This is a genomic window from Stenotrophomonas sp. HITSZ_GD (assembly GCF_029543105.1).
Classification (GTDB): Bacteria; Pseudomonadota; Gammaproteobacteria; order Xanthomonadales; family Xanthomonadaceae; genus Stenotrophomonas_A.
In genome coordinates this window covers 265,758-279,595 of the sequence record NZ_JARQXB010000002.1, presented here as the reverse complement: position 1 = coordinate 279,595, position 13,838 = coordinate 265,758, and the positions used below count along the sequence as shown (strand labels likewise).

At 69.4% G+C, this 13,838-nt stretch carries 9 protein-coding genes; 4 read left to right on the top strand and 5 right to left on the bottom strand.

Going from position 1 to position 13,838, the window contains the following annotated elements; genetic code table 11:
• The first annotated feature begins 8 nt into the window (after positions 1 to 8).
• A complete protein-coding gene (locus P6166_RS03105) occupies positions 9 to 1,838 on the top strand; it encodes a transmembrane repetitive protein (protein ID WP_277763069.1) in 1,830 nt (609 codons plus the stop codon).
• 111 nt (positions 1,839 to 1,949) lie between these two features.
• On the opposite strand, the gene P6166_RS03100 is transcribed toward P6166_RS03105, so the two are convergent.
• Together P6166_RS03100 and P6166_RS03095 are read right to left on the bottom strand one after the other, a co-directional pair.
• Entirely contained in the window at positions 1,950 to 2,411 is a 462-nt protein-coding gene (locus P6166_RS03100; protein WP_277763068.1) for a cytochrome c, read from the bottom strand.
• Between the two features lie 8 nt (positions 2,412 to 2,419).
• Entirely contained in the window at positions 2,420 to 2,824 is a 405-nt protein-coding gene (locus P6166_RS03095; RefSeq protein ID WP_277763067.1) for a cytochrome c, read from the bottom strand.
• 211 nt (positions 2,825 to 3,035) lie between these two features.
• On the opposite strand from P6166_RS03095, the gene P6166_RS03090 reads away from it, so the two are divergent.
• Genes P6166_RS03090 through P6166_RS03080 form a run of 3 tightly spaced genes read left to right on the top strand, consistent with a single transcriptional unit; the run spans position 3,036 to position 10,797 of the window.
• On the top strand, positions 3,036 to 4,184 hold the full coding sequence (locus P6166_RS03090; protein ID WP_277763066.1) for an efflux RND transporter periplasmic adaptor subunit: 1,149 nt from the start codon (positions 3,036 to 3,038) through the stop codon (positions 4,182 to 4,184).
• Complete coding sequence (locus P6166_RS03085) at positions 4,181 to 7,705, top strand: efflux RND transporter permease subunit (protein ID WP_277763065.1); 3,525 nt, start codon at positions 4,181 to 4,183, stop codon at positions 7,703 to 7,705. Before P6166_RS03090 ends, P6166_RS03085 begins: the two co-directional genes overlap by 4 nt.
• The gene (locus P6166_RS03080) at positions 7,702 to 10,797 is read left to right on the top strand and encodes an efflux RND transporter permease subunit (protein ID WP_277763064.1); all 3,096 of its coding nucleotides are present in this window, start codon (positions 7,702 to 7,704) and stop codon (positions 10,795 to 10,797) included. The genes P6166_RS03085 and P6166_RS03080 overlap by 4 nt, the downstream gene beginning before the upstream one ends.
• Positions 10,798 to 10,859: 62 nt before the next feature.
• On the opposite strand, the gene P6166_RS03075 is transcribed toward P6166_RS03080, so the two are convergent.
• From P6166_RS03075 to P6166_RS03065, 3 genes are all read right to left on the bottom strand, one after another.
• Positions 10,860 to 11,990: a calcium-binding protein gene (locus tag P6166_RS03075; protein ID WP_277763063.1), complete on the bottom strand. Its 1,131-nt coding sequence runs from the start codon at positions 11,988 to 11,990 to the stop codon at positions 10,860 to 10,862.
• Positions 11,991 to 12,023: 33 nt separating this feature from the next.
• Positions 12,024 to 12,332: a hypothetical protein gene (locus tag P6166_RS03070; RefSeq protein WP_277763062.1), complete on the bottom strand. Its 309-nt coding sequence runs from the start codon at positions 12,330 to 12,332 to the stop codon at positions 12,024 to 12,026.
• 114 nt (positions 12,333 to 12,446) lie between these two features.
• Positions 12,447 to 13,838: an HlyD family type I secretion periplasmic adaptor subunit gene (locus P6166_RS03065; RefSeq protein ID WP_277763061.1), complete on the bottom strand. Its 1,392-nt coding sequence runs from the start codon at positions 13,836 to 13,838 to the stop codon at positions 12,447 to 12,449.

Sequence of the window (13,838 nt, the reverse complement as noted above, 5' to 3'; positions counted from 1 at the left end):
CCGCGCCGGTGACGAAAGCCGCCGATCTCATCGACGCCCTGCTGGCACGCAAGCCGGTGGGCCCGCTGCTGGACCGGCGCACCGGGCTGCCGTTCGCCTGGGGCCACTGGGCGCGCACGCGCGACGTGGTGGCCTCGGTGGCGTATCCCTCGCGCGAGATGACCGACATCGTGGCGCAGCGGCCGCCGCGCGCTTCGGCCGGCGTGTTGCCGCCGCTGTCGAGATGGCAGGCCTTCCGCCGCCTGTGGTGGCAGCAGTGGGAGCCGCGCCCACGTGACGAGCGCCCCTATCACTGGCTCGCCGTACTGGCGAGTTTCTTCATCCACTTGGCGTTTTTCGCACTGCTGCTGTGGGTGGCGGTGGTGCGCTGGGCGCAGCCGAGCGAGGAAGGCGGCGAGGCCGGGCGCGTCAAGCTGGAGATGATCGGGCGCGGTTCGCCGGCCGACACCGGCGGCGGACCGGGCGAGCCCGATGCGGGCGGCGCGGCCTCGCCGGCGCCCGCGCGCCAAGCCACGGCCGCGCGCCGCGCCACGCGTGCGCAGGCGGCCGCGCGGGCCAGCGCCGCCCCGGCCGCCGCCGCCCCGCCGCCGCCGGCCCCGGCGCAGGCCCGCAGCGATGCCACGGAAACCGAGCCGACCAGCGAACCGCTGACCGCGCCGCCGATGACGCTGCCCACGCCGCGCCTGCCCGAGCCGGTGATCGCCAACCAACCGCTGCAGGTCACCGAGACACCGATCACCACCACCGATTTCACCTTGCCGCCGCCGCAGCCGGTGGAGCTGGCGGTGCCTTCGCCGCGCGAGGTGACGCCCCCGCCGGTGCAGGTGCGCGAACGCCAGGTGGTGGTGGCCGAACGTCCCGCGCTGGTCGCCCCTCGCGTGCGCGAAGTCGATGCGCCGAGCGTGCGGCCGGCCATGCCGCAGGTGCGCGAGCGCGAAGTCGTCGCCGTCGCCACGCCGGATATCACCGTGCCGCAGCCGCGCCCGCGCGATGTGCCCGTGCCCCCGGTGCGTGCGCCGGACCTGCAGGTGCGGCAGATCGAACTGCCGAATCCGGCGGACGCCGCCCCCAGTCCCGCGCCGGCCAGCGAGGCCGCCCCGGCCCCCGCCGCGGCCAGCGCCCCCGCCGCGACCGACACCGGCCGCGACGCCGCGGCGTCGACCACGGCGGCCACCGCGTCCAGCACCGTCAGCGGCAACGCGCCGGCGTCCACGCCGACCCCGGGCCAAGGCGCCACGCAGGCGGCCGCCGGCAATGGACGCAACGCGAGCGATCGCCCGGCCGGCCATGCCGCCGCCACCGGGGGCAGCGGCCCGCGCGCGGCCGACCGCAGCGGCGGCTGGGATACCCGTGCCGCCGGCGACGACTGGAGCGTGGGCCATCAGCAGCGTGCCGGCGAAGACGTGGCCGGCGCGCAGGGCCAAGGCCTGTACAACCGCGACGGCAGCCTGCGCGTGCCAGCCGAGGGGCAGGGCGCCGGTGAGGCCGCGCGCGGTGCGCCGGGCGGCGAGGGCGACGGCTGGACCCGCGAACGGCTCGCCGACGCCGGCACCTGGCTCAAGCGCCCGCCGTACGACTACACGCCCACCTCGTTCGACCAGTACTGGGTGCCGAGCCAGTCGCTGCTGGCCGATTGGGTGCGCAGCGGCGTCAAGCAGATCGAGATCCCGATTCCGGGCACCCACACCAAGATCAAGTGCGTGGTGTCGCTGCTGCAGTTCGGGGGCGGCTGCGGGCTGACCAACCCGAACATGCAGGAGCAGCCGGCGCAGGCGCGTCCGCCGCCGGATATCCCGTTCAAGAAGGACCTGCAGGAGAACAACGGCAGCGTGCGTTGACGGCGCGCGCGGGCTCCGCCAGCGGAATGTTCGCCGTTCCCACGCGCGCTGCGCCCACGGCAGCGAGGACAACGCGGCGCGCGGTCCACGCCGCGCGCCGCGTGTGTTCGATCAGTGGGCGTTCTTCAAGTCCCGCAGCTGCGAGGCGCGCGAACCGAAGTACGCCGCCAGGTCGGCGATGTCCTGGTCGCTGAGGTTCGCCGCCTGCGGCGACATCAGCGCATGCTGGCGATCCCCCGAGCGGTAGGCCTGCAGCGCGTGGGCGAGGTAGTCGCCGTACTGGCCCCCGAGCTTGGGATAGGTCGCATCGATGGGCGCGTTGCCATCCGGCCCGTGGCAATCCACGCAGCTCTGGCCGGTGGCCTTGCCCTTGGCATGGGCGAGCTGGTCGCCGGCCTCGATGCGGCCGGCGGGCAGGCCGGCCGAGGAACTCGACCCGTGCTCGCCGCTGGCATGGCCGGGGTCGCCGGCGGATTTTTCCGTGGATTCCACCTGCGACTGGCTGCACGCGGCGGCGGCCAGGGCGGCAAGCAGGACGATGGCAAAACGCGGTGCGTGCTTGGCGGTCGACATGGGCGCGCCTACTTGAGGGTGGAAAGGAAGGCGGAGATGTCGGCGATGTCCTGGTCCGTGAAGCTCTGGGCCTGCGCCTGCATCGTCGGATGCTTGCGCTTGCCCTCCCGGTATTCGACCAGGGCCTGGGTCAGGTATTTCGACGACTGCCCGCCGATCTTCGGCACCCTGAAGCTCGGGTAGGCGTTCTTGTAACCGGGGATGCCGTGGCAACCCTGGCAGGTGTAGGTGATGACCTTGCCCTTGGCGGGATCGCCGGTGAGGGCATCCGGCGTGGGGGCGGGCGCCGGCGTTGCGGCGGCCGGTGCGGTGGCGGGCGAAGCGGCGGGAACGGACTGCGGTGTGGCTCGGGCGACCCAGAACGGCAGGAAGGCGACCAGAGCGAGACAAGCGGCGAGCGGCTGCGGGCGCATTGGTTTCGTTGTCCGGAAGGCTGTATTTGGAGTCGTTCCGGAGTGGGGGTGGCACGGAACGACCCGAGTATGCCTGCGATTGGCGGCGACGGGAACGGGGGTGAATAGGGCCTGAGCCTGGACCCATGACCTTTGGGCCATTGGCGTTCTGGTCAGGTGGTGATTTACTTGCCTACAACACCTGTTCACCGCATCCACCAGGGACACGACGATGTCGCGAATCTCCTTCACGCTCGGCCGCACCGGAGTTTGTGCTGCCGCGCTGCTGTTCTCCACCACGCTGCTCATGGCCGGCTGCAAGTCCGGCGACGCCAACGAACAGGCCGCCAAGGAAGGCGACAAGAAGGAGGAAAAGGCCGCCGACGCGGTGCCGGTGGAGGTGGCCAAGGCGTCTCGTCGCGCCGTGGCAGCCAGCTACACCGGCACCGCGGCGCTGGAGCCGCGCGCCGAATCGCAGGTGGTCGCCAAGACCTCCGGCGTGGCCCTGCAGGTATTGGTGGAGGAAGGCCAGAAGGTCCGCGCCGGCCAGCCGCTGGTGCGCCTGGACCCGGACCGCGCCCGCCTGACCCTGGCCCAGACCGAGTCGGAGATGCGCAAGCTGGAGAACAACTACCAGCGCGCCACCCGCCTGGTCGACAAGCAGCTGGTCAGCGCGGCCGAGGTGGACCAGCTCAAGTTCGACGTGGAGAACGCCCGCGCCCAGTACCGCATGGCGGCGCTGGAGCTGTCCTACACGACGGTGGTGGCGCCGATCAGCGGCGTGATCGCCTCGCGCTCGATCAAGGACGGCAACTTCGTGCAGATCAACACGCCGATCTTCCGCATCGTCGACGACTCGAAGCTGGAGGCCACCCTCAACGTGCCCGAGCGCGAACTGGCCACGCTCAAGGCCGGCCAGCCGGTCACGCTGCTGGCCGACGCGCTGCCCGGCAAGCGCTTCACCGGCAAGGTGGACCGCGTGGCGCCGGTGGTCGATTCGGGCAGCGGCACGTTCCGCGTCATCTGCGCCTTCGCCGACGAGGCCGACGCGCTGCAGCCGGGCATGTTCGGCCGTATCCGCATCGACTACGACCAGCGCGCCGACGCGCTGGTGGTGCCGCGCCTGGCGTTGCTGGAGGACGGCGACCCGGCGGTGTTCCGCGTGCGCGACGGCAAGGTGGCGCGCGTGCCGGTGAAGCTGGGCTATGCCGAAGGCCAGTGGGTGGAAGTGCGCGAGGGCCTGAAGGAGGGCGACCAGGTGGTCACCGCCGGCAAGGTCGCGCTGCGCGACGGCACGCAGGTGCAGGTCATCGGCGAACCGCAGGCCAAGGTCGAAGCCGCCACCGCGATCGCCCAGGGCGATGAAGGCAAGCGTTCATGACCAGCGCAGGCTCCGATCACGGCCGTGATCCGGCCTCGCACGCGCCTCCGGGCGCGAGCGGTGGCGGCCTGGTGGAATTCGCCACCCGCCGCCGCGTCACCATCGCGATGATCACCGTGACCATGCTGCTGTTCGGCGCGATCGCGCTGAACGGGCTGAAGGTCAACCTGCTGCCGGACCTGAGCTATCCCACGCTCACCGTGCGCACCGAGTACACCGGCGCCGCACCGGCGGAAATCGAGACGCTGGTGACCGAGCCGGTGGAAGAAGCCGTCGGCGTGGTGAAGAACCTGCGCAAGCTCAAGTCGGTCTCGCGTACCGGCCAGAGCGACGTGGTACTGGAGTTCGCCTGGGGCACCAACATGGACCAGGCGACGCTGGAAGTGCGCGACAAGATGGAAGCGCTGAACCTGCCGCTGGAGGCCAAGGCCCCGGTGCTGCTGCGCTTCAATCCCTCCACCGAGCCGATCATGCGCCTGGTGCTCTCGCCCAAGGGCGACGCGCGCGACGACGCCGAGGCGATCCGCCAGCTGACCATGCTGCGCCGCTACGCCGACGAGGACCTGAAGAAGAAGCTCGAACCGGTGGCCGGCGTGGCGGCGGTGAAGGTGGGCGGCGGCCTGGAGGATGAAATCCAGGTCGATATCGACCAGCAGAAGCTGGCCCAGCTCAACCTGCCGATCGACAACGTCATCACCCGCCTCAAGGAAGAGAACATCAACATCTCCGGCGGCCGCCTGGAGGAAGGTTCGCAGCGCTACCTGGTGCGCACCGTCAACCAGTTCGCCAACCTGGAGGAAATCCGCAACCTGCTGGTGACCACCACCAGCACCAGCGGCGGCAGCGCCAACGCGGCCATGCAGCAGATGTACGCCATCGCCGCGGCTACCGGTTCGCAGGCGGCCATGGCGGCCGCGGCGGAGGTGCAGAGTTCCTCGAGCGCCAACACCAGCAGCATCGCCGGCGGCCTGCCGGTGCGGCTGAAGGACGTGGCCGACGTGCGCCAGGGCTACAAGGAGCGCGAGGCGATCATCCGCCTGGGCGGCAAGGAAGCGGTGGAGCTGGCGATCTACAAGGAAGGCGATGCCAACACCGTGGCCACCGCCTCGGCGCTGCGCAAGCGCCTGGAGCAGATCAAGTCGACCGTGCCGGGCGATGTGGAAATCACCACCATCGAGGACCAGTCGCACTTCATCGAGGAGGCGATCACCTCGGTCAAGCACGACGGCCTGATCGGCGGCGTGCTGGCGATCCTGATCATCTTCCTGTTCCTACGCGATGGCTGGAGCACGTTCGTGATCAGCCTGTCGCTGCCGGTGTCGATCATCACCACGTTCTTCTTCATGGGCCAGCTGGGGCTGAGCCTGAACGTGATGTCGCTCGGCGGCCTGGCCTTGGCCACCGGCCTGGTGGTGGACGACTCCATCGTCGTACTCGAAAGCATCGCCAAGGCGCGCGAGCGCGGGCTGGGCGTGCTGGAGGCGGCCATCGTCGGCACCCGCGAGGTGAGCATGGCGGTGATGGCCTCCACGCTGACCACCATCGCGGTGTTCCTGCCGCTGGTGTTCGTGGAAGGCATCGCCGGGCAGCTGTTCCGCGACCAGGCGCTGACCGTGGCGATCGCCATCGCGATCTCGCTGGTGGTGTCGATGACGCTGATCCCGATGCTGAGCTCGCTCAAGGGCCGCCCGCCGATGGCGTTCCCGGAAGAGCCGCCGCATCCGCGCTGGCAGCCCACGCGCGGCTGGATGAAGCCGCTCGCGGCGATCCGCTGGCTGTTCGCCGCCGCCTTCCGCTACGGCTTCTTCGGCACCGCCTGGCTGGTGGTGCGCGTGTGGCGCGGCGCGGTGTTCTTCATCGCGCCGGTGATGCGCCGCTTCAGTGACGCGGCGATGTGGCCCTACCAGTATGCCGAGCGCGGCTACCTGCGCCTGTTGCCCGGTGCGCTGGCGCATCCGTGGCGCGTGCTGGGCATGGCCACCGCGATCTTCGTGGCGACGGTGTTCGCGGTGCCGATGCTGGGCGCGGACCTGATCCCGCAGCTGGCGCAGGACCGCTTCGAGATGACCGTCAAGCTGCCGGCCGGCACGCCGCTGGCGCAGACCGACGCCCTGGTGCGCGAGCTGCAGCTCAAGCACGGCAAGGACGAGGGCATTTCCTCGCTGTACGGCGTGTCCGGCAGTGGTACGCGCCTGGACGCCAACCCCACCGAGAGCGGCGAGAACATCGGCAAGCTCACCGTGGTGATGGCCGGCGGCGGCAGCCAGAAGCTGGAAGCGGCCGAGACCGAGAAGCTGCGCGCGACCATGGCTGGCCGGCCTGGGGTGCAGGTGGACTTCGCCCGCCCGGCGCTGTTCTCCTTCTCCACGCCGCTGGAAGTGGAGCTGCGCGGGCAGGACCTGGCCGAGCTGGAGCATGCCGGGCAGAAGCTGGCGGCGATGCTGCGCAACAACCGCCACTACGCCGACGTGAAGTCGACGGTGGAGGAGGGCTTCCCGGAGATCCAGATCCGCTTCGACCAGGAACGTGCCGGCGCGCTCGGCCTGACGACCCGGCAGATCGCCGACGTGGTGGTGAAGAAGGTGCGCGGCGACGTCGCCACGCGCTACAGCTTCCGCGACCGCAAGATCGACGTGCTGGTGCGGGCGCAGCAGAGCGATCGCGCCAGCGTGGAAGACATCCGCCGGCTGATCGTCAACCCGGGCAGCAGCCGCCCGGTGACGCTGGCCTCAGTGGCCGACGTGGTGGCCACCACCGGCCCCAGCGAAATCCATCGCGCGGACCAGACGCGCGTGGCGATCGTCTCGGCCAACCTGCGCGACATCGACCTGGGCGGCGCGGTGCGCGAGGTGGAGCAGATGGTGAAGGCCGATCCGCTGGCCGCCGGCATCGGCATGCACATCGGCGGGCAGGGCGAGGAGCTGGCTGAATCCGTGCGCGCGCTGCTGTTCGCGTTCGGCCTGGCGATCTTCCTGGTCTACCTGGTGATGGCCTCGCAGTTCGAATCCTTGCTGCATCCGTTCGTCATCCTGTTCACCATCCCGCTGGCGCTGGTGGGCGCGGTGCTGGCACTGCTGATCACCGGCAAGCCGATCTCGGTGGTGGTGTTCATCGGGTTGATCCTGCTGGTGGGCCTGGTGACCAAGAACGCGATCATCCTGATCGACAAGGTCAACCAGTTGCGCGAGGAAGGCGTGGCCAAGCACGAGGCACTGGTGGAAGGTGCACGTTCGCGCCTGCGCCCGATCGTGATGACCACGCTGTGCACGCTGTTCGGCTTCGCACCGCTGGCGCTCGCGCTGGGCGAGGGTGCCGAGGTGCGCGCGCCGATGGCGATCACGGTGATCGGTGGCCTGCTGGTGTCCACGCTGCTGACCTTGCTGGTCATCCCCGTGGTGTACGACCTGATGGATCGCCGCGGCGATGCCTATTACCTGGAACGTGGCCGGCGCATGCGCGCCCGCCACGGCGGGCTGGGCGGCACGGGCGAAGGCGCCGGCGGCGCACTGGAGACGGCATGAGCATCGCCGAGTTCTCCATTCGCCGGCCGGTCACCACGATCATGTGCTTCGTGTCGCTGGTCGTGGTGGGCCTGATCGCCGCGTTCCGGCTGCCGCTGGAGGCGTTGCCGGACATCTCCGCGCCGTTCCTGTTCGTCGAGCTGCCGTATACCGGCTCGACCCCGGACGAGGTGGAACGCAACCTTGTCCGGCCGGCGGAAGAAGCGCTGGCCACGATGACCGGGATCAAGCGCATGCGCTCGGTGGCCACGGCCGATGGCGCCAACATCTTCATCGAGTTCTCCGACTGGGACCGCGACATCGCCATCGCGGCGTCCGATGCGCGCCAGCGCATCGATGCGATTCGTGACGACCTGCCCGACGACCTGCAGCGCTACCACGTCTACAAGTGGTCCAGCAGCGACGAGGCGATCCTGCGCGTGCGACTGGCCAGCCAGGCCGACCTGACCGGCGCGTACGACATGCTGGACCGCGAGTTCAAGCAGCGCATCGAGCGCCTGCCGGGCGTGGCGCGGGTGGAGATCTCCGGCGCGCCGCCGAACGAGGTCGAGATCGCGATCAAACCCGACCGCCTGACCGCGCACGACCTGAGCCTGAACGACCTGAGCGAGAAGCTGGGCAAGCTCAATTTCTCGGTCTCCGCCGGGCAGATCGACGACAACGGCCAGCGCATCCGCGTGCAGCCGGTGGGCGAACTGCGCGACCTGCAGGAACTGCGCGACCTGGTGCTCAACAACAAAGGCCTGCGCCTGGGCGACATCGCCGACGTGCGCCTGAAGCCCACGCGCATGGTCTACGGCCGCCGCCTGGACGGGCGCCCGGCCATCGGCCTGGACATCTTCAAGGAGCGCAACGCCAACCTGGTGGAAGTCTCGCGTCTGGCCCTGAAGGAAGTCGATGCGATCCGCAAGCAGCCGGCGATGAGCGACGTGCAGATCAAGGTCATCGCCAACCAGGGCAAGGACGTGACCTCCTCGCTGGCCGAACTGGCCGAGGCCGGCGCGATCGGCCTGCTGTTGTCGATCACCGTGTTGTTCTTCTTCCTGCGTCACTGGCCCTCGACGCTGATGGTGACCCTGGCGATCCCGATCTGCTTCGCCATCACCCTGGGCTTCATGTACTTCGTCGGCGTCACGCTGAACATCCTGACCATGATGGGCCTGTTGCTGGCGGTCGGCATGCTGGTGGATAACGCGGTGGTCGTGGTGGAGAGCATCTACCAGGAGCGCGAACGCATGCCCGACAACCCGGTCGGCGCCTCGCTGGTCGGCACCCGCAACGTCTCCATCGCGCTGAGCGCGGGCACGCTGTGCCATTGCATCGTGTTCCTGCCGAACCTGTTCGGCGAGACCAACAACATCAGCATCTTCATGGCGCAGATCGCCATTACGATCTCGGTGTCGTTGCTGGCTTCCTGGCTGGTGGCCATCAGCCTGATCCCGATGCTGTCCGCGCGCATGAAGACGCCGGCGCTGGTGAACTCGAACAAGGGCCTGATCGCGCGCCTGCAGGTGCACTACGCCCGGCTGCTGCGCTGGACGCTGGAGCATCGCGGCTGGAGCGTGTTCGGCATCGTCATGGTGGTGCTGGTGAGCCTGGTGCCGATGAAGCTGACCAAGGTGGACATGTTCGGCGGCGACGGCGGCAAGGAAGCCTTCATCGGCTACCAGTGGAAGGGCTCCTACACCCGCGAGCAGCTGAGCCAGGAAGTGGCGCGGGTGGAAGACTACCTGGAGAAGAACCGCGCGCGTTTCCACATCGCCCAGCTGTACTCGTGGTACAGCGAGCAGGAAAGCGGCAGCACGGTCATCACCTTCGATACCGACAAGGTCAAGGCCAAGGACACGGCGGCGATCCTGGAGACGATCCGCAAGGAGATGCCGCGCTCGGCACGCGCGGACTACAGCATCGGCAACAACGGCGGCGGCAACAACGGCGGCAACAATGGCGTGCAGGTGCAGCTGGTGGGCGACTCGACCCAGGCGCTGCAGGAGATCGGCGAGGAAGTGCTGCCGCTGCTGGCCCAGCGCAAGGAACTGCGCGACGTGCACATCGACAACGGCGACCGCACCAGCGAGCTGGCGATTCGCGTGGATCGCGAACGCGCGGCCGCGTTCGGCTTCAGCGCCGACGAGGTGGCCAAGTTCGTCGGGCTGGCGCTGCGCGGTTCGCCGATCCGCGAATTCCGCCGCGGCGATAACGAGGTACCGGTGTGGGTGCGCTTCGCCGGGGCGGAGAACACCAAGCCGGAGGACCTGGACAGCTTCACCGTGCGCACCAAGGATGGCCGCACCGTGCCGCTGCTGAGCCTGGTCGACGTGCAGATGCGCCCGTCGGCGACCCAGATCGGCCGCACCAACCGCCAGACCACGTTGACCATCAAGGCCAACCTGGGCGAGAAGGTGACCCAGCCCGATGGGCGCAAGGCGATGGAGTCGGTGCTCAAGAACATGAGCTTCCCGGCCGGCTACAGCTTCACCTTCGACGGCGCCGACTACCAGGACGACGGCCAGGCGATGAAGCAGATGCTGTTCAACCTGATCATCGCGCTGGTGATGATCTACGTGGTGATGGCGGCGGTGTTCGAGTCGCTGCTGTTCCCGGCGGCGATCATGAGCGGCGTGCTGTTCTCGATCTTCGGCGTGTTCTGGCTGTTCGCGCTGACCGGCACCACGTTCGGCATCATGTCCTTCATTGGCATCCTGGTGCTGATGGGCGTGGTGGTGAACAACGGCATCGTGATGATCGAGCACATCAACAACCTGCGCCGGCGTGGCCTGAGCCGTACCGATGCGCTGGTGGAAGGCTCGCGCGAGCGCCTGCGCCCGATCATGATGACGATGGGCACGGCGATCCTGGCGATGGTGCCGATCTCGCTGACCACCACGCAGATGTTCGGCGACGGCCCGCCCTACTACCCGATGGCGCGCGCCATCGCCGGCGGCCTGGCGTTCTCCACGGTGGTGAGCCTGCTGTTCCTGCCGACGATTTACGCCATGCTGGATGACATGAGCAACGGCGCGGCGCGGCTGGTACGCCGTGCGCGCGGCCGCTCGCCGCGCGAGGCGGTGGCCTCGGCCATCGCCGGCTGACGGCCTGAACGAAAAACGGCCGCTTCCCGAGGGAAGCGGCCGTCGCCTGTACCGTCCTTGGATCAGGCTGCCCAGCTCTGGGCGATCACCACGTCAAGTTGCTGGCGCTGGCTCTCGCTCAGGCTGGACAGGTTCGCCGGCACGCCGCCGAACCCCGCCATGGCCGACACCAGTCCATCGACCTGTCCCTTCTGCAGCGTGCGCCCGGACGCATCCTGGAAGAGATCGACCTGGCTGGCCGGATCGCTGTACCAGTTGCGCAGGGTGATGGACCCCTCGCGCTGCACCGTCTTCGTATCCGCGGTCAGCGTGCCGCCGTTCTGGCCGAACACGTTGCCACTGAAGACGTCGCCGCTGCCGAAGCTCAATCCGTTGATGCCGTTGGACTGGCTGCCGGACGCCGCGCGCCCGGTGCCGACCGCGTCCACGACCAGGTCGGCGCCATTGCGGCGGAACCACAGCTGCTGCGCCTGGATGCCCGAGCCGGCCGAGAACTCGACGCGGTCCGTGCTGTCGCTGGCGTCGCGGTTGTCGATCACGTCGCGCCCGAATGCGCCGTCGAAGCGGTAGGCATCCTGCCCGCCGCCGGCCGACAGCCAGTCGTTGCCCATGCCGCCGGTCAGGATGTCGCGACCGTTGCCGGTGGTCACGCTGTCGTTCCCCATGCCCGCATCGACCCGGTTGTCGCCATGGCCGGCCGTCACCGTGTCGTTGCCCATGCCTGCATCGACCTCGTTGCCGCCGTTGCCGGCGGTGATGGTGTCGTTGCCCATGCCGCCGTACAGCCGGTTACGGCCGTGGCCCGCCTGGATGACGTCGTTGCCCATGCCGCCATCCACGGTGTTGTGGCCGTGGCCCACGGTGAGCTTGTCGTCGCCCATGCCGCCCTGCACCAGGTTGTCACCGGCGCCGGCGTCGAGCACGTCGTTGCCCATGCCACCGTCCAGCACGTCGTTGCCGGCGCCGGTGGACAGGACATCACGGCCCATGCCGCCGAAGTAGGTGCGACCCGCCGCCTGCGAGGCGGCGGGGGCGGGCGTCGCCGGCGCGCTCACCGCGTCCGGGGTCACCGGCGGGGTGTCCAGGCTCAGCCAGCCGTCCAGGTTGAACACCGGGTCGGCGGCTGCGGGCTTGGCCGCAGGCTGCAGCAGGCTGCTGAGCAACTGCAGGAATGAGAGGTTGAAAGTGGACATAGGTTCCTCTTGCGTGCCTGTTGGCCAGTGCGATTACTGGCCGCGGGCCAGCAGCGACTCCGGCGCGTTGCTGCCGTTGCCGAACTGGATCACCGTCACGCCACCCTGCGAATGGAACGAGGCGATGGAGTCGGCCAGCGACACGGTGCGGGTGACGACATTGCCGTTGGTGATGGTGGTTTCGGTGGCCACCGGCAGGTTCGGCAGCGAGCTCACCTTCTGGCCGTTGACCCACACGCCCGACTCGCCCTGCGGCAGGCTGGCGGTGAGGCTGCGGGCCTGTTCGACGAGGCGGGCATTGAACTGCTGCAGCTGGGCTTGGAACTGGGAGAAGAAGTCCATGGTGTTGTGTCCTTATGAAATGAGGGAACCGCCGGCCGGAAGTGGCCGGGCGGGCACTGCAGTGGCTCGGAAGGGCGGGAAGTCTCCTGGGGTTGAGGGCGTTCCTAAGGGGGGTCAACGCTCGCGCGCGCTTTCGTCCAGCCGGCGCTGCAGCGGTGAAAGGAAGTAGGAAAGGATTCGTCGCCGGCCGGTGCGGATTTCCGCGCGCACATGCATGCCGGGCGCCAGCGGCATCGGGCTGTCCGGCCGGGCGTCGAGGCGCACGCGTACCGCGTACACGGGGCCGCGCTGGGGGTCGTCGATGGCGTCCGGCGAGCGCGCGACGACCTTGCCCGTCCACATGCCGTAGCGGGTGAAGTCGAAGGTATCGACCTTGACGTTCACCGGCTGGCCTACGCGGACGAAGCCGACATCGCGGTTGGCGAGAAATACCTCGATCTCCGAGGGCGCGTCCGCCGGCACGATCTGCATGATCGGTTGGGCGGCGGTGACGACGGCCCCGGGCGCGGTCACGGACAACTGATGCACGACGCCATCGGCGGGGGCGGCCAGACGGGTGAGGGCATCGCGCTGGCGGAGGCGGCGCAGGTCCTGGTCGAGGGCGGCCAGGCGTTGCTCGGCGTCGTGCACCTGCCCCAGCAGTTCCGCGCGGCGTTGCGCATCGAATTGCCGCAGTTGCTGCAGCGCCTGCCGGTGCGCGGCCTCGGCCTGGGCCAGGCGGGCCTGCTGTGCGGCGAGTTGCTGTTGCTGCTCCAGGGCGACGCGCTCGCGTTCCAGCCAGGCGTGGCGGGCGACGAACTTTCCGGCGAGCAGGCGCTTGTAGTCGGCGGCCATCTCGCGGCTGATCGGCAGGCTCTGCCGCAACGAGGCGATGCTGGCGCGCGTGGCGAGGATGTCGGCCTCGCGCTCGGCGACCACCGAGGTGGCGCCGGCGCGCGCCGCCTGCAGTTCTGCCTGCTGGGCTTGCAGGCGAGCGTGCCACTCCTTTTGCGTGGCTTCCGGCAGCGTGGGAATGTCCGGCGGAACCCACGCGATACCGTCCGTCGCTTGCAGCAGGGCGCGGGCGCGCGCGGCGTCGAGCAGCGCCGTCGTGCGTTGTTCCTCGCCTTTGGCCAGCTCGGAGCCCGTGGCGCTGGGGTCCAGTTCGACCAACAACTGGCCGGCCCGCACGCGCTGGCCCTCGCGCACATGCAATTGCTTGACGACGGCGGTCATGTCGGACTGAATGGGCTTGGCGAGCCCGACGGCCAGCACTTTGCCCTCCGCGGTGGACACCACGTCCACGCGCCCGAAGGTCGCCCACAGCAGCGTGCTGGCGGCCAGCAGCAGGATCGCAGCGAGCAGCCAGCGCGGCGCCGGATGCGGCGGCGTTTCGCGCAGCGCGTCGGCGGCCGGGAGGAAATCGCGCTCGTGGGCGAGCAGGCGAGGGCCGTCCAGCGTGTTGCGCTGGTGCCAGCTTGCGCGCCAGGCGGCGCCCATCCTCTGCAGCGTGGCGGACATCGGCAT